Origin of the sequence: Flavobacterium nitratireducens (genome assembly GCF_029625335.1) — a bacterium.
Lineage (GTDB): Bacteria > Bacteroidota > Bacteroidia > Flavobacteriales > Flavobacteriaceae > Flavobacterium > Flavobacterium nitratireducens.
The window spans coordinates 1,470,469-1,494,895 of the sequence record NZ_CP121111.1; the positions used below are offsets into that span (position 1 = coordinate 1,470,469).

Consider the following 24,427-nt stretch of genomic DNA (forward strand, 5'->3'; position numbering starts at 1 on the left):
TCCTATCTTAAATATAAAATCAAAACTAAAATCAAAATGATAAAAAGCAATGTCGACAAAGCAACTGGGTTTGAAAAAAGATTTGAAAACATTAACACCGTAGTTTTCGAAAATTCAAAAACAGCATCCGTAGCCGTTGCACAAGAAATTGCAGCATTAATCAGATTAAAACAAGAGCAAAATGAATCTTGTATTCTAGGATTAGCTACAGGTTCATCGCCAAAAGGTTTATACGCCGAGTTGGTAAGAATGCACAAAGAAGAAGGTTTAAGCTTTAAAAATGTGATTACTTTCAATTTGGACGAATATTATCCAATGCAACCGGATTCCATCAATAGTTATGTTCGTTTTATGAAAGAACTGTTACTGGATCAAGTTGACATTTTACCTGAAAACTATCATATTCCTGACGGTACGCTTTCTAAAGAGGAAATCCAAGAATATTGTGCCCAATATGAAGAAAAAATTGAAGCTCTAGGAGGTATCGATTTGCAAATATTAGGAATTGGAGGAAACGGACATATCGGATTCAATGAATCAGGATCGTTACAAAATTCAAAAACAAGATTAGTAGCTCTAGATCATATCACCAGAGTTGCAGCAAGTAAGGATTTTTCAGGTTTAAGCAATACCCCTAGAACAGCAATTACGCTTGGTGTAAAGAAAATTATGGAAGCCAAACAAGTAATCTTAATGGCTTGGGGTGAAGGAAAATCAAATATTATTAAAGTAGCCGTAGAAGGTCAAGTAACTAATTTAGTTCCTGCATCATTTTTACAAGAACATAATAATGCTGTATTTGTACTTGACCAAGAAGCATCATCAAAACTTACTCGAATTAAAACTCCTTGGTTAGTAGAAAAAGTAACTTGGACAGATAAATTAATCCGAAAAGCCGTTTTAAGCTTAGCTCTACACCTAAACAAGCCCATTTTAATGCTTACTGATGCCGATTACATCGAAAATGGAATGAGCGATTTATTAGCCGATTCAGGGCCTGCTTATGAAATTAATATCAAAATCTTCAATCAATTACAAAATACAATTACAGGTTGGCCTGGAGGAAAACCAAATGCAGATGATACAAACCGTCCAGAAAGAGCCGAACCAGCCAAAAAGAGAGTACTGATTTTCAGTCCGCATCCAGATGATGATATCATCAGTATGGGGGGTACATTTATGCGATTACAAGAACAAGGACATGAAGTTCATGTTGCCTACCAAACTTCAGGAAACATAGCAGTTGCAGATAATGAAGCACTTCGTTTTGCAAACTTTGTAATTGATTACAATGAAAAATTTGGCATAAAAAGTACTGAAGCTGAAGAAATTTATGAAAAAGCTACTGCTTTCTTAAAAAACAAAAAAGATAGTGAAATTGACATACCGGAAGTTCGATACATTAAAGGTTTAATTCGAAAAGGAGAAGCAAGAGCAACTAGCTATTTTGTAGGCCTACCCGATAGTCAAATTCATTTCATGGAACTTCCATTTTATGAAACAGGTACTATTGAGAAAAAACCACTTGGTAAAGAAGATATCCAAATTACAATGGATCTTATTGAAAAGATCAAACCTCACCAAATATATGCCGCAGGAGACCTAGCTGATCCTCATGGAACACACAAAGTGTGCCTTGATGCTGTATTTGAAGCTGCAAAAAATTTAAAAGAAAAAGAATTCATGAACAACTGTTGGATTTGGCTCTATAGAGGTGCTTGGCAAGAATGGGGAATTGATGAAATTGAAATGGCAGTACCAATGAGTCCTGATCAAGTTTTAGCCAAAAGACATGGTATTTTTAAACATCAATCACAAAAAGACGGTGTAGTTTTCCAAGGAAGTGACGCTCGAGAATTCTGGCAAAGAGCTGAGGATAGAAATTGTGAAACAGCCCAATTGTACAACAAACTAGGATTAGCAACCTATGCTGCAATGGAAGCCTTTGTAAGGTGGAAATTCTAATTAAATTTCATATTTAAATTGTTTTTAAAAGCTGTTTGATTTTTTTCAAACAGCTTTTTATTTGAAATCAACTGTAGATTAAGCTCGATAAATTAAATCCATCTACTACAAACAATTCTACAAATAAAAAACCTGTGACGTTAATCACAGGTTTCCAAACACTAAACGTATTATAAAACTAACTTAATAAAAAAACAATTTTCTAACCAAAAATATTATTCTTCAGAAACTATAGGTCTTGTATCCACATCTACTACTACATTCATTAAATAAGCTACCCCTTGTTCATTAATCATAGTCATATTAAGGGTATCTAGCATAGCTAACTTTTGTGTAACTAAACCATTGAATTTATTATAAGAAATATTCATTTCTTTCAAATTATTTAATTTTTCTATAGCCAATGGAACTTGACCTTGAAAGTTATTTTCAAACAAACTCAAATTAGTCAATTGAGTCAAATTAGCCACATCTGGACTCAATGTACCACTCAACTTATTACTATTTAATAAAACCGTTTTTAAAGACTTCATTTGATAAAAAGAAGCTGGAATGGTTCCTTCGATTTCATTATTAAAAACAGCAAACGTCTCTAAATTTTGTAAATCACCTAGATTAGTTGGTAAAACACCCGTTAATCTATTCATGTATAATTCTAACTTTTTCAAATTAGTCAAGTTACATAAAGAAGCTGGGATGGCTCCTGAAAAGCTATTAAATGACAAATCTAAAAGTTTAAGTTCTTTTAAATTACCTAACGAAGTTGGTATACTTCCTGCCAATTGATTTTTGTGTAAATTCAACTCTTGTAATTGAAACAAATTACCTAACTCAACTGGAAGTTGTCCATGCAAATTATTATCCTGTAAGTTTAAAGAAACTACTTTATCACCTACAACTTTCACTCCAGACCAAGTAGTCATCGGTTGGTTCAAATCCCATTTCGTTTTCCAATGTCCACCATCAGTTGCTTCATATAATTTAACCAAAATCTCTTTATCAGTTAGTGTTTCATTTGCAACCATTGTTATAGTCGACAGAAGAATCAAAAAAGAAGTAATTATATTTTTCATAAACTTTGATTTTATTTACACTGGTAAAAGTAATACAATTATCGATTAAAAACACAAAAAAACCGACAAAATGCACACTGTGGTTGTTTTTTAATATAATAATCCTACAAGTTTTAAAACAAATTGCTCAATGAATATATTTTTCTATATTTGATTCATTAACCTAAAAACCAAAACATTATGGAATTTAATTTATTAGCTCTTGTAACGGCTGCATTTTCAACTTTAATTGTTGGATTTATATGGTATAACCCAAAAGTGTTTGGATCAATTTGGATGCGGGAAGCTGGTTTAACTGAAGAAAAAATGAAAGGAGCAAATATGCTTGCCATTTTTGGACTTTCAGTTTTCTTTGCCTTTTTAATTTCTTTAGTACTACAAAATTTAACTATTCACCAAACAGGTGCTTTTGGTATGATAGGTGGCGGTGGTGCAAAAGACATTAAACCTTCCTATGCCGCTTTTATGGCCGATTATGGTACCGCTTTCAGAACCTTCAAACACGGAGCATTACATGGTTTTTTAACAGGTCTTTTCTTTGCATTTCCTATGATAGCCATCAACTCACTATTTGAAAGAAAAAGCTGGAAATATACTTTTGTAAATGCAGGTTATTGGACCGTAAATTTTACAATTATGGGAGGGATTATTTGCGCTTGGCAATAAAAAAACGAACTCCTCTCCTACTATAACCAAGAGAGTAGTTTTTGTTCTAAAACAATTTATCTATTGCTTTTGCTAAATCAAAATCTTTAAATGTAACCCCATTGGCATCATGTGTGGTTAACCGGACAGAAACCCTATTATAAATGTTGTGCAATTCAGGATGATGATTGTGCTTTTCTGCTAACATTCCTAATTGAACAATAAAGGCGAGCGCTTGATTAAAATCCTTGAATAAAAATTCTTTCTCTATTCCATCTTTAAAAAAGTTCCAATTATCTAATTCAGACAAAAGCGATTCGGCTGTTTTTTCGTTGTATGCACTCATCAATTATTTTTTTATTTAAAAGTATAAAAAAATACGAGTTTAATAATGCTATTATAGTTAAAATAGTACCTTAGTGTTCTAATACTTTTTCTAAAATTGCAATCAAAACTTTCATTTAAGATTTACACTACTGTTCAAAACGTTCCTGAGGATTGGAATCAATTGGCTAAGAAAAATATTTTTCTATCAAAAGAATATCTGCAAATCTTAGAAACAGCGGCGCCTCAAAACATGGATTGCTGTTTTATAGGTTTATTTCAGGAAAAGGAACTTATTGGGATATGTGTATCCCAGTTTCTTGATTTGAGTCAAATTTCTTCTTTTGGTGAAAGAGATCATTGCCTACGTACAAAGATTAGAAATTTTGTTTTTAAACGTTTTGGTTCCAGAGTACTTATTCTAGGCAACAACATGCTAACAGGACAAAATGGAATCGCTTTTATTGAAAAAAAACAGAATAAATCGCTATTCAAACTATTAAAAGAAGTAGCAAACGCTTTAGAAAAGAAATATCAAAAAAAAGGAAAAAAACCTCATTTAACAATATTCAAAGATTTTTCAGAAACTGAAATTACAAACTTTAACCTTCCCGAATTCGATTCTTTTTATCGTTTTTCCACCCAACCCAATATGATTTTTAACATCAAACATTCCTGGGAAACATTTGATGATTATATTGCCGATAAAACCAAGAAATACCGAGATCAATTCAAACGAGCCCGAAAAAAATCAGATTCCTTAGACAAACAAAAAATGAGTCTGACTGAAATTCAAAAGCATCAAACAGAAATTCATAATTTGTATATGAATGTTGCTAAAAAAGCTGCTTTTAACACCTTTTATCTCGGTGAAAATCATTTTGAAATTTTCAAGAAAAACTTAAAAGATCATTTTTTATTCTATGGCTATTTTGAAAATAATAAATTAATCGGATTCAACACTTTAATAAAAAATGGTAATGATATAGACACCTATTTCTTAGGATATGATGATAAGTACCAAAAAGAGAAAATGCTCTATCTCAACATGCTTTATGATATGATAGGCTACTCTATCAATAAAAAATACAAGCGAATTATTTTTGCAAGAACGGCTTTAGAAATTAAAAGTTCTGTTGGCGCAAAAGCAGTTGACACTTTTGGATTAATCAAACATAATAATCCTATTTTGAATGCATTCGTTGCAAAAACATTCAAATATTTTGAACCTAAATTAGAATGGCAAGAGCGAAATCCTTTCAAATAACAAGCTTACACTTTTAGCATAGCGACTTTTAACTTTCTAGTTTTAATTTGAACGTCTAAATTAGATTCTTTACCATAAAATTCACCATCAATTTGAAAACTAATTGGCTTATTGATTTGTATCATCGCTTTTTCAGTAGAAATTACGGTAATATCCTTGGAAGAAACGGTTATTTGGCCTCTAATAATTTTCCAAAAAACACTAAAACTTAATTTTTTTAAAACAATCAATTCAAATTTACCATCACCCATGATTCCAATGGGATTTATCATAACTCCTGTTCCATACTTTTGCGAATTGGCTATCACAATCATCTGAGCTTTGGTTTCAATTAATTGATCCGAAGTTTTTATATGAACCTGAAATGATTTTCGCAAGCGTGATACTGTTTTGAAAATTTGCAGGGCATACCCTAATTTTCCTCTTAAAGGACTTTTTTCGTAATTTTTAATCAAATCGGCATTTAGACCAATATCACTTAAATGCAAACACATTTTATTATTAATTCTGATAAAATCAATTACAACAAAATAATCTTGAAAAGCAATTGCAATATTTTCTTCTTGGGATTTAATCAAACCTAAATCGGTAGCTAAACCATTAGCCGAACCTACAGGTAAAATACCTAATAAAACATCCTCATTTTCTAAGGCTTCGGCAACTAATTTTATAGTTCCGTCACCACCAGCAATAAGTACTCTATCGGGTTGATATTTTGCATAATAGTCTTTAATATTTTGCAAATCATTTACACCTGTTGTCTCAAAACAATAAAAATTAAGATTTAAATTTTCTGCATAATGTTTAACTTCCTCAATCAAATCCCATTTGTCCACCCCGCCTGATATAGGGTTTACTACCATCATAACATTATTTTTCTGCATTTTTACTTCTATTTTACTTTAAAATTAAGTAATTTAGAATATACTACAAAAGAAAGAACAGAAATGAAATCGGCCTGATTTTGAAAAACCAGACCACCAGAGACAAAATGATTGCCTAAAATTTTGAAAAGCAAACAGAAAGCTACAAATGAAACCAATAATTAAACTTTATCGAGGATATGCTAATGAACAGGAACTCATCGTAATGGGGCATGTCTTTCAACCAACAAAAAAAGTAGAATACGATTTTCAGGATAAGAACTTTAAAAATGCTAGTTCCATTATTGGTATGTACCGAATGAAAACCTGGCCCAATGCCGATATTTATTTAAAACACAACGATAATACAATTCATACACGAACACTTAAAGATGGTTATTTTAAATTTTGCATCCCCCTAAATCAAACCGATTATGGCTGGGTGGAATATGAGGTGAGTTTGAATTACAAAGGCAAAACAATTATGGAAAAAGAAACTTATATCAGGCCAAAAATTGACCATTTAGGCATTATTTCAGATATAGATGATACTTTCTTAGTTTCCTACACTTTAAATCCTTTACGAAAGCTCTATAACCTTTTGTTCAAGAATGTCAACCGACGTAAAATATTTGAAGATGTAACCATACACTATCAGGCTTTAAGCCAATCCGGAAGAGACGGTCATCAGGAACTCAATACCTTTTTTTATGTTTCCAGCAGCGAATGGAATTTGTATCGTTTTATCGTAAAATTCACAGAAATTCATCATTTACCGAAAGCAGTTTTATTATTGAAAGATATAAAAACGAGTTTGTCGCAGTTTTTCTGGACCGGAAGAGGTGGACACAATCATAAATTCGAGAAAATTAAACACATTTTGGAGTTTTATCCCAATTTAAAATATGTACTCATAGGCGATGATTCACAGGAAGATCCTTATTTGTATGAAGCCATTGCAAAGATTTTTCCTTTGACCATTCAAGCAATTTACATCCGACAAACTGCTAAAAACAAAAAAGCTAAAGTGATTAAAACCCTTCAAAATTTAGAAAGTCTTTCCGTAGAAGTTTGTTATTTCAAAAAAAGTAAAGAAGCGATAGCACATTCAAAAAAAATAGGCTTAATAAATTAAGCCTATTTTTTTACAAATTATCTATTTCTTCCTGAACAACTTCCCAGTCTGATAACAGCTGGTCCAAATCTGCTTTCTTTTTATTATAAGCTTTAAAAAAAGCAGCATCTTCGATGTGTTTGTCGTAATTAGAAGCCAACATTTTATCGTCGTTTTGAATGTCTTTTTCCAATTGACTGATTTGACTTTCAATTTTGCTTAAACGGTTTTGAAGGGTTTTCCCTTTCTTTTGGTCTTCGTAAGAGACTTTCTTATTCTCTTTAGGTGCCGCAGTTTTCACCACTTCTTTTTTCTCTACTTCACGCATGTTTTCCATATTGCGTTGTTCCAGGAAAAAGTTGATATCTCCTAAATATTCTTTGATTTTTTGGTCTTTGAATTCATATACAATATTTGACATGCCTTGCAAGAAATCCCTATCGTGAGAAACCAGCAATAAAGTTCCGCCAAATTTTTGCAAAGCGGCTTTCAATACGTTTTTAGACTTAATGTCCAAGTGGTTCGTAGGCTCATCCATCAACAACACATTGATAGGTTGTAACAACAGTTTACACAAAGCCAAACGGTTTCTTTCACCTCCGGAAAGCACTTTTACTTTTTTCTCTACATCATCACCACGAAACAGGAAAGAACCTAGCATATCGCGCACTTTTGAACGATTGCTATCTAATGCAGCATCTTCCATCGTTTGCAACAAAGTGATTTCACCATCTAAATATTCGGCTTGATTTTGAGCAAAATAACCTAATTGTACATTATGACCTAATTTGATAGTTCCTTCGTATTCAAATTCGTTAACCAAGGCTTTGATAAAAGTCGATTTACCCTGACCATTTTGCCCCACAAATGCAATCTTGCTTCCACGTTCTACCAACAAAGAAATGTCTTTTAAAATGGTTTTATCGCCGTAAGCTTTCGTTACATTTTCGGCTTCGATAACTACTTTTCCAGGTTCTTTGGAAACTGGAAACGAAATATTCATAACCGAATTATCATCTTCATCTACTTCGATACGCTCCACCTTATCTAATTTTTTAATTAAAGATTGCGCCATCGAAGATTTGGTCGCACTATAACGGAATCTGTCAATTAACTTCTGAGTCTCTTCAATCTTTTTTTGTTGGTTTTTTTGTGTAGCCAATTGTTTTTCACGAAGCTCCTCACGCAATTCCAAATATTGCGAATACGGCTTGTTGAAATCATAAGCTTTTCCATGCGAAATTTCGATAGTTCGATTAGTCACATTATCTAAGAACATTTTATCGTGCGATACAATCACCACAACTCCTGGATAATTACGAAGGAAGTTTTCTAACCAAATGATACTTTCGATATCCAAGTGGTTCGTAGGCTCATCCAGTAATAACACATCGTTATTTTGCAATAATAATTTAGCCAACTCGATACGCATTCTCCATCCACCCGAAAAAGTCTCCGTTTGATTGTTGAAAACCTCTCTTTTAAAACCTAAACCTAAAAGAATTTTCTCGGTATCGCCCACATAGTTATAACCACCTAGTAATTCAAAACGATGAGTGTAATCGGATAGATCTTCGATGATTTTTCCATACTCTTCACTTTCATAATCGGTACGGGTGACCAATTGATGATTGATTTCTTCTAATTTTTTTTCTACAATTTTAATTTCGGTAAAAGCTTCATAGGCTTCCTCAAGAACCGTTCTTCCTCTTTCAAAATCAATATCCTGACGCAGGAATCCCATGCGGATATCTTTCTCCTGAGAAATCACTCCTGAATCGGGTTTGAAATCACCGGCCAGCATTTTTAACATGGTCGATTTTCCGGCACCATTTTTTCCAACCAAACCAACTCTATCTCCAGCTCCTAATCGAAAGGTTACTTCTTCAAACAAATAAGTACCACCAAAAGAAACCGATAAATTGTGAATATTAAGCATATTTTTGTGACTATTGTTACATTGGTACTTTCATTAAAAATGTACCTTTACTAAAAATTTTTGCAAATGTTAAAAAAAGGATCCAAACTAAATAGTATTTTAACAGGAACTTGTCCGAAATGCCAAAATGAAAGCATGTATGAAGACAAAAATCCATTTAATATCACTAAGGTTTTAAAAATGAACCCTAAATGTTCCCATTGTGGTTTTGTATATCAAATAGAACCATCCTTTTTCTATGGAGCTATGTACGTAAGTTATGCGTTAAATGTAGCGATAGGAATCGCCACGTTTATTATTTCTTATGTTTTTCTTGGGGCGTCTATCAAAACAGCATTTATAGCTATTGTTGCTACACTTACTGTACTGGGCACTTTAGTATTAAGGTGGTCAAGAAACATATACATCAATATGTTTGTGCACTATGACCCCAATTACAAAGCCTAACTAGCTTTTTCGTTTTACAAATCGGCTACTATTTATTTCTTTAGATAAAGGAACTCCTTTTTCTATATTTTCAAATAAAGCTTTTGCCATTGCAGGACCAAGCATCACTCCTCTAGTACCTAAACCATTTAATACATGGATAGAGTTACTACTAGGGTGCGTACCTACTATAGGTCTTCGATCTCTTACTGTAGGTCGAACACCTGCAAAATGAGATACGATTTCGAAATCGCAATTGATGATTTCCTTGATACGCTCTACCAATTCTTGTTTACCTTCTTCAGTTGGCAAATCGGTTTTGTCTTTCCAATTGTACGTTGCTCCTACTTTAAATAAACCATCTCCCAACGGAAGTATAAACACACTGGTATTCACAATTACATCCAAATCCAAATCGGGCGCTTTTATAATAAATAATTCGCCTTTGGTTCCATCCAAAGGCAAATGATTAAAAAAAGGATTGGCATGCAAACCAAAACCCTCGGCAAAAATGATATGTTTGGCTTCAATATGTTTATATCGAATACCATCAGAAAGTATTTCTAAAGCCTGATAGTCGAAAGTTTCTTGCAATAAAAACTGTTCTTTAATTAAATACGACTTGTATTGTTCCAATAAAGAGGCTGTATCTACATAACCCGTATGCAAAACTTCGCCATAATCAAAAGGCGAGTCAATACCTACATACTTTTTTGTGATGATGGTATTTGACAAAAAAGGAGCCAAAGCGGGTTTATCAGATGCGGCAAACCAATTATTTTGTTCTTCAATAGAAAAGAATTTACGCAAAATAGGCTTTTTAAAATCAACCGTCACTGGAATTTTGAGCTTCAAATGAGCGTAAAATTGATTCATTAACTCCAATTGTTCCTGAGCCTGCCAAACTTCACTAAAACGCTTTAAAATAACAGGATTGTACAATCCTCCTGCAATTTTGGATGAATTTTGAGATTCATCACTTAAAACCAAAATATTTTTGTCATTAGCTAAAGCTACTTCAGCAAAAGAAATTCCAGCTAATCCACAACCTACAATTAAATAATCGATCATCATTTTCAAATAAAGGACAAAAATACATAAAACAAAAAACTCCTACCATCAGGTAAGAGTTTTTATATAAGTTAGAATGGAAATTAATAATTCCACATATCCGATTCAAAATCACGAATTTTCTCCTTAACACGCTCTGCTTCTAACAATTGATTTTGAGCATTATCTTTCATGTATTCTTTAATTTCTCTATCGCCATATACATTTTCTTCTTTGTATATTACGCTATTGAAACGTCTAGCATTAAGAATTTGATCAAAAGAAATTGGCATTGCCGAATTTTTATTGTTGAAAGATTTGGCTTCATGCAAAACCTCTCTAGCATCAGGGAAGAAAATCCAAAATAATTCAATATAATCTTTCTCCTCACTATTCATCGTGTACACATCAGGTGTTACAGGACAGATAGCTAAAAGACGGTACTTTAATTCGCTTTGACGTTTATCAAAATACCAGAAACCTTTAATCTTATATTGCGTAACATCCTGAGCCGTCAAATCCGATTTCATGATGTATTCAGCAGATACTTTTTGTCCAGCATTAATTTGCTCTCTACCCGCATCTGTAGTATCAATTCTACTTAAAGAAGCTTGAATATCTTTATAGGTCTTTTTAGTATTAAAATAACTATCCGCATAAACCTCAGTGATACGTTCTTCTTTAATAGCTCTGGTCAAAACATCATACAAGGAACGTCTGTCCGAACCAATGTTTGCAGTATCTATTGGAAAATAAAGTGGAAAGTTAATTCGTTCACTTAAATCAATAATTTCCCAAACCATTTTACCCATCAAAACATCTCTATCATGCACATAACCATAAGCCAAAGGTTTATCGTTATCTGAGATTTGCTGTGCCTTAGTTTTTAAACCAATTTCTTCAGGAATTCTAGCATTCAACAAATTAGACTGTGCATAAGAAGCTACTCCTCCAATTAAAGCGATTGCCATTATCAAAAAATTTCTCATATTCATCATAGTATCATTAATAAGAATTGATTTAAACTTCTGGGTAAAAAGTATTTTTTATTGAATTTCAAAAATTACTGGAGCTGTTCTTGGTAATAAATAACTACCAGCACCTACTAATTTAGTTTTGATTTCAGAAATAGTAACTTGGTCACCTCTTCCTGCTTTAGACAAAACTGATTTACATTGTGCATTTAATTTGTTACCCGGAACAACTACAGTAGGCTGACCAGTGACTTTTAAATTAAATCCAACAACTTCTAAATTAACATCAAAATCAAAATCTACTAATTTAGCACCAATAGTAGCAATTTCAAGGTTAGATTTAGGACCTTTTACCACACCTGATTCTCCTCTGATGGTACCTGTTGGTCCAGGAATTCCTTTAATTCTGAATACTTTTTTATCAGAAACTGTTTGCCCATTTGGTAATTTTCCAGTAACGTTAACCACCACTTCGTTTCCTCCTTGCGGGCTCATATTGTATTTTCCATTTCCAACTTTAACCAATCCTGGAGCAGATGCATTAACATCTTTATCTGAAATTCCTGCAAAAGATACAGAGATTGGATTTGTAACTCCTCTATACACTACGTTCATTTTATCCGCAGAAATAGTCGCTGAATTTGGCTTAGGAACAACTACATATTTCCCTGAGAATTTCAAAGGAATCGTTTTTCCATCTTCTGTAAAAGTAAATTGACCACCAATTGTTTGTTCTCCAACACCACCTGCAGTTAATGAAATCATAGCTTGACCGTTAACAATTTTACCTGGTCCTGAAAAACTTGTTGGTTTAGTATTTTCATCGTAACGACCTAAAACTACTTTTCCTGTAACTTGCTCTCCTTGAAAATAAGCATTTTTGTCTAAAACTACAATAGCTTGATAATTACTGTAAGAAGCTGCTTCAACCGCAGCTTTACCTAAAGCAATACTATATACATCAGACTCTACTTTGTTAATATCATTTTGCCAAGAAGAAAGTTTTGCAACAGTAGCAATAGCCGGAAAACCTTTGAAGTGGTAAGACAAATATTTATCTTTTAAACCTTCTTTATTTTTAACATCTGAAAGGTCGAATTTCTCCTCTACCTCTTTAATAATTCCACTGTATTTTTTTTCTGTACCTAAAGTGGCTTTAATATCCGCTTTGTACTTTTCTATAGTTGCAACAATTTCTTTTCCTTTTTTAGAATAACCTTCTCCTGTAAACCAATCATCAACATTATCACCTTTATCCATGTCTTCATAAGGTAATTTTCCTGTTTCTGGATTCGTTTCAAAACCTTTAGTAGCTTGCTCTTTTAAAGAGTTGATATAGTTGTAAAAGTTGTCCGTAATTGTTTTTACTTTATGAGCTGTTGCTGATGCTACAGCAAATTCTCCTTTCGCCTCTGCTGCTTTGCTATCAAGCGCAGCTAACATTTGATCATTGGTTTGTTTTGAACTAGCATTTGAACTTTCAAATTTTTCGTTCATTAATCCGAAACCTGATATTACTTCTTTCGAAACATTCATTGCCAACATAGCAATGAAAACCAAATACATCAGGTTAATCATCTTCTGTCTAGGGGTAAGTTTTCCTCCTGCCATATTTTCTAATAATTAGTTGTGGGGTAGTTTTTTTAAATAGTCTTCAAACTTAATTATTATCCTTTATTGCTCATTGCAGAAAGCATACCACCATAAACTTGGTTCAATGAAGAAATGTTTGCCGTCATAGATTGCATTTGCTCTTTTAATTGAGCTGCATTTTCAGCAATTTCTTTGTTAGCTTCAGCATTTCTAGAAGCACTTTCTAATTGTACTTTGTACAAACTGTTTAAAGCTTCCATTTGAGCAGCAGCCATAGACAATTCGTCACTATATTTTTTTGTAGCAGCAATTCCGTCAGCAGCTGGAGCAATACCTTTTGCAGCTGATTCGAAATTTTTAATACTATTTCCTAAGCTTGCCATTAATTCACCATCAATTTTAGCTTCTTTAAGCATGTTATCTAATTTTTGAGATAACAATCCTTGCGCTTCTGATGTTGATTCCGCTTTTGGTTTTTTATTTGGATTAGGAGTTCCATTCGCCAATTCAGGATACACTAAGGTCCAGTCTAATTCATTTTCTACGGGTTCAAAAGCCGAAAGCGCAAAAATAAAAGCCTCTGTTAACAATCCAATTGAAAGCATCAATGTCCCTGTTAATGGTCCAATTTCAAAGTGAGTAATTTTAAAAAGAGCTCCAACAATTACTACTGCTGCTCCCATACCGTATGCAAAATTCATTGCTTTTTTTCCTAGTAATGCCATAATGTTAATTTTTAATAGTTAGTGTGTAGGTTTTTTTATCGATTTCTATTCGCTCTTCTAGTAGTTGTATTTCCAGTATTATTAACTCCCATGTAATCTTGAACAGTTCTAAATCCGATAAAACTTCTAGCTGAATCTGCATATTCAAAATCACGAGTACTTACTTGCAAGAAATAGGAAACATCTTTCCAAGATCCACCACGAACTACTTTTCTTTTATTAGAAGCATCTAAAACATTAGGGTTCATTGTAGATACATATTCGTAAGCATTTGGATCATAAGAAGAATCCGTCCATTCAGAAACATTACCAGCCATGTTATATAAGTTGTAACCATTAGGCTCGTACGATTTTGCTTCAACAGTATATAAGGCTTGATCAGCGGCATAATCTCCTCTATTAGGCTTGAAGTTAGCCAAGAAACAACCTCTGTCATTTTTAGTATAAGGTCCTCCCCATGGATAAGTAGCCGATTCCAGCCCCCCACGAGCGGCATATTCCCATTCTGCTTCAGTAGGCAATCTAAAATTATTAATCAAGTCACGACCCGTTTTTTTAGATTTGATATAACTGTTTTTATTTAAGGTTCTCCAAGCGCAAAAAGCTTTTGCTTGTGTCCATTTTACACCTACAACAGGATATTCTCCATAGGCTTTGTGCCAAAAATAATCGTTGTGCATTGGTTCATTGTACGAATAAGCAAAATCCTTAATCCATACTGTAGTATCAGGATATACTTTTACTTCTTCATTTCTGATAAAGTCTTTTCTCTTACCCACTTTTGCTTTGGCTGCTGCTTGAATATCCATCCAAGAATAACGGAATTTCAACTTTTCAACATCAATGGTTCTCAAACCATTATAGGCCTCTTCTAAAGGAATATACATAGAATCCATTACTTCAACGTAATATTCATCTGGATACTGTTGTGGATCTTTAATTAATTTTACTTTTTTATTCAATTTTCTTCCAGCATATGGGTCTTCAGCAGTACCGATACTATAATAATTGTCATACATGTACTTATCATAAGCAGACATTTTTTCGGGATCAGCATCATTAAAAGCAAAATCACCAATACTACCTGCTTTTTTACCTTTACCATCTCCAGCCTTTACTCCTTGTTCATCAGCTAAAATAGCCAACTTCATTCTGATTGTAGAATCTTTTACCCATTCTACAAACTGACGGTATTCACTGTTAGTAATTTCTGTTTCATCCATGTAAAACGAACGAACAGTTACTGTCATTGTTTTAGCATCTTGAACACCAGCAACATCTTCATCAGATTTACCCATGATATAAGCACCTCCTGGAACTAAAGTCATTCCATAGGGTTTCTCCGGATGCCATTTTGCACCTTTAACACCGACCAATTCTCCTTTATCACTCGATTTCCCACAGCTAATTAAAAGTGACAAAATTGCCGCAAACGCAATGAACTTCTTCATATAAATTCGGGTTATATATTCTTTATTTTTTTCGTTTGTAAACCTATGTAAACCTATTTATTATTTATTAATAAAACAATATTTTTTTTTATATTTAAATAGCCACTCCAAAATTAGAGTTAAATAAATTATAAAAAAAATATTTTATCGATAAAATGCTAAAAATATCCGATAAAGTACACTTTTATATCTATTTTGTAGGTTTTATTTTTCAATAAATCTTTTACAAAAGATTTTTCCTTTGTGCTTTCCACCATCTTTCTGGTAATTCTTGGTTACATGCAGCTAGATATTCTTCATGTGAACAAGGTAATAACGTATTTCTTTTTAGTTTATTGTTAACATTTGATACAAATGGTATTTCGATCCACCAACGATCTGTACGATCGCTTTTATAAAAAACCAAAGTCTCTTCATCTATAAGAACACTATATTTTATATAATTTTCTCTGCTTCCAAATGGATATTCATTTGAACGATAATGATAACCTTCTATAAAATACCAAATAATTTGTGAAATCAACACCGATTCCTGTGCCGTATTATCATGATTAAAAACACCAAACATGCTTACTTTATCACTAATACCTGCATATCTGGAAAGAGCACAAATTTCTTTCCCATTAAAACCATTGGGTGCAAAAGAATTGAAATTACCCGAATCAGAAGATTTAACTGAATTTAAATCCAAACTGACAATATCGGCATCTCTAAAAACAGGTTCTGCAATAGCAATATTGTGTGAAACTTCTCCAAGACGATAAGCATCAAAAAACAGCTTTTCGATTAAATCAATCTCCTCTTGAGAATTGTAATAGGTTTGATAACCAATATTGCAAAAATTAAATAAATTATTAGGTTCATCAATAATAATTCTACTCAAATAGGAACTACTAGACATTTCTTCGTCTTCTTTTCCAAAATCGAATTTACTATCAATAGCAACCAAATTAACCATTTGTTCTAATTCATCGTAAGCACGATAAAGCGAATAGGTTAAATCTTGTGAACCACCAATAACAATAGGAATTATTTTCTTTTTAATTAAATCAGCGGCTACTTTGCGTAAAGCAAAATAGGTATCTTCCTTTGAATTTCCAGGCAAAATATCACCTAAATCAGCAATTGTCATGTCCCAATTTCCAGGAAATAAACGATACAATTCCTTTCTCACAATACTTAAATCACCTGTACTGCTATTCGATGAAACACTTCCGCGATTTTCTAAAACCCCAATTAAAGCAATTTTAACTTTATCTAAATCGGGGAATTCGTTCTTAGTGTGAAAAACCACTTTACTTCCTAGTTGCTGAGTACTTAGCGAGTTTACAAATGCTAAGAATTCATTATTTAAGGGCTCTAGAAAATCAAATCCTATCATAGTTGCTTATTCTTATTTTTTATTTCCCAAGAATTAAAAGGAAAAGATAAATTATTTCTTTTTTGTTGCTGCTTTCTTAGCAGGAGCTTTTTTTGCTGGCGCTTTTTTAGCAGGTGTCTTTTGAGCAATCATTTCTTGAACTTCAGCCACAGTCAATTTGGAAGCATCAACATCTTTACTCAATTCAATTTTGATTTTTCCTTTTAAAATAACGGAACGACCCCATCTTGCTTTTTCTACCACAATGCCTTCCTCAACCCAGTTATGAATAACTTTGTCTATATTTTTTTGTAATTTATCCTCTATCAACTCCTCAATATCAGCCTGAGATAAATTATCAAAATTGTATTTTTTACTTACATTAATAAAAATGCCATCCCATTTAATAAACGGACCAAAACGCCCTGTACCCTTTTGAACAGGTTCCCCTTTGTAAGTAGCAATAGGAGCATCTGCTTTTAATTTTTCGTCTATTAATTCTTGAGCTCTTTCTTTTGTAACAGCAAGCGGATCTTCGCCTTTTGGTAACGAAATAAAAACACTTCCATGACGTACATAAGGACCAAAACGACCGTTATTTACTTCCACTTCTTCGTCTTTATATGTTCCCAATGATTTTGGCAATAAAAACAAATTTAAAGCTTCTTCCAAAGTGATATTTCCAATATTTTGCTCTTTCATTAAACTAGCAAACTTCTTATCTTCATCTTCAGCATCGCCAATTTGTGCCATCGGACCAAATTTACCTAAACGAACAGAAACTGGTTTTCCAGATACCGGATCTACCCCTAAGATGCGCTCTCCACTTTCTCTATCGGCATTTTCTTCAACATGTTTAACCGTAGGATGAAATTGATCGTAAAACTCCTGCATCATCTTAGCCCACTCGATATTACCTTCGGCAATTTCGTCAAAATCCTGCTCTACTTTGGCCGTGAAATTATAATCTAAAATATTACCAAAATTTTTCACTAAGAAATCCGTAACAATGGTACCGATATCAGTTGGCACTAACTTTCCTTTATCAGAACCTGTATTTTCTTTTAATACTTTCTCACCCACTTTACCTGATTGCAAAGTAAGCTGCGTATAATTACGTTCCTGACCTTCTAAATTTCCTTTTTCTACATAATTTCTATTGATAATTGTAGAAATTGTTGGTGCATAAGTTGAAGGACGTCCAATTCCTAATTCTTCTAATTTTTTAACTAAGGAAGCTTCGGTATATCTTGCTGCAGGACGTGAATAACGTTCCGTAGCGGTAATGAAATTATTTTGTAAATTTTCATTTACTTTCAAAGCAGGCAACATTCCTTCTTGTTCTTCCTCGTCGTCATCATGCCCCTCCAAATACACCTTCAAGAAGCCTTCAAAAAGCAATACTTCTCCTGAAGCAGTAAACAACTCATTATGATTATTTGCTGCAATTTTAACATTAGTACGTTCTAATTTCGCATCACTCATTTGCGAAGCTAATGTTCTTTTCCAAATCAAATCGTAAAGCCTAGCTTGATCCCTATCAATATCAACCGTATGACGTGACATATCTGTAGGACGGATTGCTTCGTGTGCTTCCTGTGCTCCTTTGCTTTTGTTAGCAAATGTTCTAGGGTTAGAAAACTCCTTTCCATAAGACTTAATGATTTCAGCCTGAGCCGCATCCATAGCTTCTTTGGACAAATTCACACTATCCGTTCTCATGTAGGTAATCAATCCCGCCTCATACAAACGTTGTGCTAACTGCATTGTAATTCCAACAGGCAAATACAATTTACGAGCCGCTTCTTGTTGTAAAGTCGAAGTGGTAAAAGGAGCTGTAGGTGATTTTTTGGTTGGTTTCGTTTCTAAATCAGCTACTTTATAAGTCGAACCAATATTTTTATTTAAAAAATCTTCAGCTTCTTTTTTAGTATTGAAATTTTTAGGCAATTTAGCTTTAAAAGTTTTTCCGGCTTCATTTGTAAATTCGGCAACAACGGAATAAGTAGCTACAGCTTTAAAATCTTGAATTTCGCGTTCACGTTCTACAATCAATCGAACAGAAACTGACTGAACACGTCCAGCCGAAAGTCCACCTTTAATTTTTCTCCATAAAACCGGCGATAATTCATAACCCACCAAACGATCTAAAACACGACGCGCTTGTTGAGCGTTTACCAAATTATAATCAATTTCACGAGGATTATCGATAGCTTTTAAAATAGCATTCTTTGTAATCTCATGAAAAACAATTCGTTTTGTTTTCTTTTTATCTAATTTTAATTCTTCCGCCAAGTGCCAAGAAATAGCCTCTCCCTCGCGGTCCTCATCACTTGCTAACCAAACCGTCTCGGCATTTTTAGATAACGTTTTAAGTTTGCTAACTAAAGCTTTTTTATCCGAAGAAACTTCATATTTAGGCAAGAATCCATTTTCTACATCTACACCAATTTCTTTAGAAGGTAAATCAGCAATATGCCCATAACTGGACTCTACTTGATAATCACTTCCTAGAAATTTTTCGATTGTTTTCGCCTTCGCAGGTGACTCCACTATAACTAAATTCTTTGCCATGTCCCGTTTGTTTGTGTCGGCAAAAGTATATGATTTTTTTAAATTTTGGGTTTTTTAAATTTTAAAAGTCAATATAATCGTTGATTTACAAGTTTTCAATGGTTTAAATCTCATCCCTTTTAAGAAAAAAACATTCTAATAATAAATGAACACTTATTATAAATCTAACCTATTTTACTACAAATAAAATCATTATTTAGGAGCGATTACAACTTCAATACCAAGTTCTTCCAGTTTCGTTTTAGTTTCGATATCTATACCTTCATCTGTAATCAAAACATCAATTTTATCTAAATTACAAATTTTACCAAAACCTCTTACATTCATTTTTGTAGAATCTGCTAAAACAATAATTTTCTCAGAAACATCTATCATAGCTTGATTTAAATGCGCTTCTAAAGAATTTGATGTACTTAAACCAAAATCCAAATGAATCCCATCTGCTCCCAGAAATAGTTTATTACAAGAAAACTGACTCAAAGTAGCCTCTGCAATCGGACCTACGGCTGAAGTTGAACTGTTTCGAATATCTCCGCCCAATTGTATCGTATCTATGTTCGTTACTTTACAAAGTTCTAAAGATACCTTTAATGAAGGGGTAAGCACCGTTAATTTTTGAAACCCTGTGATAGTCCGAGACAAATAATGAATATTCGAACCCGAGCCCAATATAATATAATCGTGATCATTAATATATTTTAAAGCCTCTTTTGCTATTTGTTTCTTTTGTTCAACCTGCAATCCTTCTTTATCATCAACATTTCTTTCAAAAGCATAAATAGGTTGCTTACTGGCTCCACCATGTGTACGATGCAAAAGCTTTTCATTTTCTAAAAAATTTAGATCCTTTCGTATGGTTACGGTTGAAACATTATGTGTTTCACACAAATCAACCACATTCACATATCCTTTTTGATTTAATTCCTTAAGTATATCCTCTTGTCTCCTATTGATCATTGTCATAATAAAACGTCTTTTTAATTTTTTTGATTTTGAAAGATACAAAAATAAATTATATAAATAAATTTCATTTTATTTAAATCTCCTTTGTTTAATTTCATTATATTTGTTAATCGAAACTTTATTTTAAATAAAAAGGGCAAAACAAACCTTAATCAAAACTAAACGAACAAAAAAACAAAACAAAGCACAAATATTGAATATACTCATTATTTGCGTTAGAACGCAAGATAACATACGACGGCGGTTTACCTACCAAGTTGTTTTCAACCACCGGCTTATGTTATGCGTTATATTCTCGGCTTTATTGAACTAATATTAATCCATAAAAAAAACAAAATCATGACTGCAATGCAAAATTTAAAACAGGATTTACAAGAATCTATTGCATCAGAAACAGAAGCACTGCAAGAAATTAAAAACGAATTAATAAGAAATACTTGTCTTGCAATACTTGAAAGAGTTATGAGAAATGCAATTAAAAGAATAGACGAAGAATTTTTAGAAATAGAAAAACAACAAATGGCAGATGTATCTAAATGGACTTTAGAGAACTGTGATATTCCTAGAAGTGGAAGTTTAGATCAATTTTTTTATGAATATTATGATTCTATCTTTAATCACAAAGTTACTCAAACCGAAATATAACTAACTGATTTGAGATCGAACTTGACGCAGTTTGCTGAGCCTATAAAAATATCTTCTTCTAAGCAATCAATATCCCAAAAGGAACTCTAGGTAAAATACTAAATTAGCTCGCGGTGTATTACAATGTTTTCAAACAACACAAAATCTATCTTATTAAAAAGACTAGGAAAGAAGACATAATGACAAAAATCCTCTGGCAATCAAATCAAAAATCATTCTTTTATAATTTCAAACTACAATTGATCAGCAGGCAAATCACGAATCGACTTAAACAACTTATAAATCAACAGGAGTTAGAATTATGATACTCATAATTTTATTTATAATTCTGACCAACGAATAAATAAAACTATATAAAAAACCAAAAAATTTACGATTTCAAAACAACCACAACAATGTTATCATGAAAGAACACAACAAGACTTTAGGAGAATTTATCATCGAAAACCAAGCCGATTTTCAATATTCTTCGGGTGAATTATCACGTATCATCAATTCGATTCGTTTGGCCGCTAAAGTTGTCAATTACAAAGTAAGTAAAGCAGGTCTCGTAGATATTATAGGTGCAGTAGGCGCTCAAAACATACAAGGAGAAGACCAACAAAAATTAGATGTTTATGCTAATGAAGTTTTTATTCAAACTCTTATAAATCGAGAAATAGTATGCGGCATTGCTTCTGAGGAGAACGATGAATTCATAACTGTTGAAGGAAGTGATAAAAGTCATAATAACAAATACGTAGTCTTAATGGACCCACTTGACGGATCGTCAAATATTGATGTAAACGTTTCATTAGGGACAATTTTTTCAGTTTTTAGAAGAATTACCCCAATCGGAACCCCAGTTACCCTTGAAGACTTCTTACAACCAGGAATCAATCAGGTTGCTGCCGGATACGTCATTTACGGAACATCAACTATGCTTGTTTATACTACAGGTAATGGTGTAAACGGATTTACGTTGAACCCAGCTATTGGAACATTTTATTTATCCCATCCCAATATGCAATTCCCAAAAGACGGAAATATATACTCTACAAATGAAGGGAATTATGTTCATTTTCCTCAGGGAGTAAAAGACTACATCAAATACTGCCAACTTGAAGAGGACGAAAGACCATACACTTCAAGATACATTGGAAGTTTAGTTGCGGACATGCACAGGAATATGATAAAAGGCGGAGTATACATATATTCAACTATTACTACCGCACCAAAAGGTAAATTACGATTGCTTTACGAATGTAATCCAATGGCATTCATAGCAGAACAAGCCGGAGGGAAAGCATCGGATGGGTTTAATAGAATAATGGAAATCATTCCCACTGAATTACATGAAAGAGCACCATTCTTTTGCGGTAGTCAAAATATGGTCGAAAAAGCGGAAGATTTTATGCTCAAAGCAAAATTAAGCAAATACTAAAGTTAAAATAACTCCAATTTCAAACCGCCCGAAAAAAGTTGAGGCTGTCCGAAAAGTAATTTTCAGACAGCCTCTTTTATTATGCGTTACCTTTATTCAGCCTGAAACCCTTCTTTATATCTAGCATTCATTTCAAAAACATAAATAACATGATTACCAGAGTCCCCTAACAGACCTTAGTTCTTCTAAAAATTCAATTGCTTTCGTATAGTTACGATTTTAAAATTACAATTTTAGCATAAAACAATACAATCTACAAACTCTTTATAATCTAACATATCATTAAACACCCTTATTTCTCCTATTTAAAAACACCCCAATAGTAAGGAATAACCATATTTTAACAGTAAAAATATGAAATATGAAAAAAAAATAAAAATATATTAGAATTCTCTTTGTAGTTTCGTTTAGTTTCATTTAATTTGCATTAAGAAAGTTAAAAACACAAAAAACAATACATTATGAAACGTCACGAACAAGTATCAAAATTAAACGAAACTGATGAGTGGGATGTAATCATCATTGGCGGTGGCGCAAGTGGACTTGGTACGGCAGTAGATGCTGCTAGTAGAGGCTACAAAACAATTATAGTTGAAGCAGTAGATTTTGCTAAAGGAACTACCAGCAGAAGTACCAAACTAGTTCATGGTGGTGTGCGTTATTTAGAACAAGGTGATGTTTCATTAGTGAAAGAAGCATTAAAAGAAAGAGGCTTAATGGCTCAAAATGCTGCGCATGTTGTCAAAAATCAAACTTTTGTTATTCCAAATTACAATTGGTGGGGTGGTTACTTCTACACTATTGGATTAACTATATACGATTTATTAGCTGGAAGATTAAGCTTAGGTCGATCCAAATACATTTCAAAGAAAAAAACCATTGAATTACTTCCCACCGTAGAACAAAAAGGTCTAGTAAGCGGTGTTATATATCATGACGGTCAATTTGATGATTCACGTCTAGCTATTAATCTAGCACAAACTGCAGTAGAAAATGGAGCATGTGTTTTAAACTACACTAAAGTAATCAATTTATTAAAAGACGATAATAACCACGTAATTGGCGTACAACTAGAAGATAGAGAAACAGCTGAGAGAAAAGAAATAAAAGGCAAAGTTATAATAAATGCTACAGGAGTCTTTACAAATTCAATCATGAAAATGAATGACAAAGTCTATAAAAAATATATAGTACCAAGTCAAGGAATTCATCTAGTATTTGACAAATCTTTTTTACCTAGTGATTCTGCCTTAATGGTTCCCAAAACAAGTGACGGAAGAGTTTTATTTGCTGTGCCATGGCATGATAAAGTAATAGTTGGAACTACCGATACCTTGATAAAAAGTCACAGTTTAGAACCAATTGCATTAGAAAGTGAAATTGAATTTGTACTCGAAACCGCACAACGCTTTTTAGCCAAAAAACCAACTAGAGCCGATGTATTATCCGTTTTCGCAGGGCTAAGACCTCTGGCAGCACCAGAAAAAGAAGGTAAAAGTACTAAAGAAGTATCAAGAAGCCACAAAATAATTGTCTCTGAAACGGGATTAATCACCATCACAGGTGGGAAATGGACCACTTATAGAAAAATTGCTGAAGACATTATAGACAAAGCAATCTCAGAAAAAAAATTACCTAAGAAGGAATGCAAAACAGAACACCTTTCAATTCATGGAAATAAAAAAACCACAACCCTAGACAGAGAAAACCATTTATATGTATACGGAAGTGATATTCAAAACATTATAGACTTACAAAATCAGCAACCAGCATTAAAACAAAAGCTACATCCCAATTACGATTACACATTGGCTGAAGTTGTCTGGGGTATTCGTTATGAAATGGCAAGAACTATTGATGATGTCTTATCACGAAGAGTACGTCTCTTATTCCTAGATGCTCGCGCCGCAATTGCTGTTTCAGAAAAAGTTGCACAATTATTGGCTAAAGAATTAGGCCATGATGAGGATTGGATTAAAACACAAACCGAAGAATTCAAAACAATCGCAAGCGGGTTTCTTTTACCTGAATTTAGATCAAATTAAACTATTAA

Annotated in this window: 20 protein-coding genes; 8 read left to right on the forward strand and 12 right to left on the reverse strand. The window is 33.0% G+C overall.

All coding sequences use genetic code 11. The annotated features are described in order from the left end of the window. Positions 1 to 36 precede the first annotated feature (36 nt). Entirely contained in the window at positions 37 to 1,965 is a 1,929-nt protein-coding gene (gene nagB, locus P5P90_RS07025; RefSeq protein WP_278036431.1) for a glucosamine-6-phosphate deaminase, read from the forward strand. A 215-nt stretch (positions 1,966 to 2,180) separates the two neighbouring features. Here the strand turns inward: nagB and P5P90_RS07030 are convergent, their stop codons facing one another. Beyond that, entirely contained in the window at positions 2,181 to 3,038 is an 858-nt protein-coding gene (locus tag P5P90_RS07030) for a leucine-rich repeat domain-containing protein (RefSeq protein ID WP_278036432.1), read from the reverse strand. A 180-nt stretch (positions 3,039 to 3,218) separates the two neighbouring features. Here P5P90_RS07030 and P5P90_RS07035 point away from each other — a divergent pair, with 180 nt between their 5' ends. Beyond that, positions 3,219 to 3,704, forward strand: coding sequence for a DUF1761 domain-containing protein (locus P5P90_RS07035; RefSeq protein ID WP_278036433.1), 486 nt, complete (start codon positions 3,219 to 3,221; stop codon positions 3,702 to 3,704). Between the two features lie 46 nt (positions 3,705 to 3,750). Here the strand turns inward: P5P90_RS07035 and P5P90_RS07040 are convergent, their stop codons facing one another. Continuing rightward, positions 3,751 to 4,029: a 4a-hydroxytetrahydrobiopterin dehydratase gene (locus P5P90_RS07040; RefSeq protein WP_278036434.1), complete on the reverse strand. Its 279-nt coding sequence runs from the start codon at positions 4,027 to 4,029 to the stop codon at positions 3,751 to 3,753. A gap of 96 nt (positions 4,030 to 4,125) precedes the next feature. Here P5P90_RS07040 and P5P90_RS07045 point away from each other — a divergent pair, with 96 nt between their 5' ends. After that, the gene (locus tag P5P90_RS07045) at positions 4,126 to 5,274 is read left to right on the forward strand and encodes an 8-amino-7-oxononanoate synthase (protein ID WP_278036435.1); all 1,149 of its coding nucleotides are present in this window, start codon (positions 4,126 to 4,128) and stop codon (positions 5,272 to 5,274) included. Positions 5,275 to 5,279: 5 nt separating this feature from the next. Here P5P90_RS07045 and P5P90_RS07050 read toward each other — a convergent pair whose 3' ends face one another. Further along, positions 5,280 to 6,158, reverse strand: a complete 879-nt coding sequence (locus P5P90_RS07050) for a diacylglycerol/lipid kinase family protein (RefSeq protein WP_278036436.1) — start codon at positions 6,156 to 6,158, stop codon at positions 5,280 to 5,282. A 148-nt stretch (positions 6,159 to 6,306) separates the two neighbouring features. On the opposite strand from P5P90_RS07050, the gene P5P90_RS07055 reads away from it, so the two are divergent. Further along, complete coding sequence (locus tag P5P90_RS07055) at positions 6,307 to 7,272, forward strand: App1 family protein (RefSeq protein WP_278036437.1); 966 nt, start codon at positions 6,307 to 6,309, stop codon at positions 7,270 to 7,272. A 10-nt stretch (positions 7,273 to 7,282) separates the two neighbouring features. On the opposite strand, the gene P5P90_RS07060 is transcribed toward P5P90_RS07055, so the two are convergent. Further along, a complete protein-coding gene (locus P5P90_RS07060; RefSeq protein WP_278036438.1) occupies positions 7,283 to 9,190 on the reverse strand; it encodes an ABC-F family ATP-binding cassette domain-containing protein in 1,908 nt (635 codons plus the stop codon). A gap of 66 nt (positions 9,191 to 9,256) precedes the next feature. Between P5P90_RS07060 and P5P90_RS07065 the strand changes: the two genes are divergently transcribed. After that, a complete protein-coding gene (locus P5P90_RS07065; RefSeq protein ID WP_278036439.1) occupies positions 9,257 to 9,637 on the forward strand; it encodes a DUF983 domain-containing protein in 381 nt (126 codons plus the stop codon). On the opposite strand, the gene P5P90_RS07070 is transcribed toward P5P90_RS07065, so the two are convergent. The 8 genes from P5P90_RS07070 to P5P90_RS07105 form a co-directional block, all read right to left on the reverse strand. Further along, positions 9,638 to 10,687: an NAD(P)/FAD-dependent oxidoreductase gene (locus P5P90_RS07070; RefSeq protein WP_278036492.1), complete on the reverse strand. Its 1,050-nt coding sequence runs from the start codon at positions 10,685 to 10,687 to the stop codon at positions 9,638 to 9,640. Positions 10,688 to 10,770: 83 nt separating this feature from the next. Beyond that, positions 10,771 to 11,661 (reverse strand): type IX secretion system ring subunit PorN/GldN, encoded by an 891-nt coding sequence (gene porN / locus P5P90_RS07075; protein ID WP_278036493.1) that lies wholly within the window; start codon positions 11,659 to 11,661, stop codon positions 10,771 to 10,773. Between the two features lie 51 nt (positions 11,662 to 11,712). Further along, positions 11,713 to 13,251, reverse strand: a complete 1,539-nt coding sequence (gene porM, locus P5P90_RS07080) for a type IX secretion system motor protein PorM/GldM (RefSeq protein WP_278036440.1) — start codon at positions 13,249 to 13,251, stop codon at positions 11,713 to 11,715. A 56-nt stretch (positions 13,252 to 13,307) separates the two neighbouring features. Next, a complete protein-coding gene (gene porL, locus P5P90_RS07085; RefSeq protein WP_278036441.1) occupies positions 13,308 to 13,958 on the reverse strand; it encodes a type IX secretion system motor protein PorL/GldL in 651 nt (216 codons plus the stop codon). A gap of 35 nt (positions 13,959 to 13,993) precedes the next feature. Next, a complete protein-coding gene (gene porK / locus P5P90_RS07090; protein WP_278036442.1) occupies positions 13,994 to 15,409 on the reverse strand; it encodes a T9SS ring complex lipoprotein PorK/GldK in 1,416 nt (471 codons plus the stop codon). 223 nt (positions 15,410 to 15,632) lie between these two features. After that, positions 15,633 to 16,787: a formimidoylglutamase gene (locus tag P5P90_RS07095; protein WP_278036494.1), complete on the reverse strand. Its 1,155-nt coding sequence runs from the start codon at positions 16,785 to 16,787 to the stop codon at positions 15,633 to 15,635. 54 nt (positions 16,788 to 16,841) lie between these two features. After that, positions 16,842 to 19,343, reverse strand: a complete 2,502-nt coding sequence (gene topA / locus P5P90_RS07100) for a type I DNA topoisomerase (protein ID WP_278036443.1) — start codon at positions 19,341 to 19,343, stop codon at positions 16,842 to 16,844. Between the two features lie 192 nt (positions 19,344 to 19,535). Continuing rightward, positions 19,536 to 20,306: a DeoR/GlpR family DNA-binding transcription regulator gene (locus P5P90_RS07105; protein ID WP_278036444.1), complete on the reverse strand. Its 771-nt coding sequence runs from the start codon at positions 20,304 to 20,306 to the stop codon at positions 19,536 to 19,538. Positions 20,307 to 20,645: 339 nt separating this feature from the next. On the opposite strand from P5P90_RS07105, the gene P5P90_RS07110 reads away from it, so the two are divergent. The 3 genes from P5P90_RS07110 to P5P90_RS07120 all read left to right on the forward strand — a co-directional run bounded on the left by P5P90_RS07110 (position 20,646) and on the right by P5P90_RS07120 (position 24,419). Next, entirely contained in the window at positions 20,646 to 20,951 is a 306-nt protein-coding gene (locus tag P5P90_RS07110; protein WP_278036445.1) for a hypothetical protein, read from the forward strand. Between the two features lie 403 nt (positions 20,952 to 21,354). Then, on the forward strand, positions 21,355 to 22,374 hold the full coding sequence (gene fbp, locus P5P90_RS07115) for a class 1 fructose-bisphosphatase (protein ID WP_278036446.1): 1,020 nt from the start codon (positions 21,355 to 21,357) through the stop codon (positions 22,372 to 22,374). 461 nt (positions 22,375 to 22,835) lie between these two features. Then, positions 22,836 to 24,419 (forward strand): glycerol-3-phosphate dehydrogenase/oxidase, encoded by a 1,584-nt coding sequence (locus tag P5P90_RS07120; protein ID WP_278036447.1) that lies wholly within the window; start codon positions 22,836 to 22,838, stop codon positions 24,417 to 24,419. Positions 24,420 to 24,427: the final 8 nt, after the last annotated feature.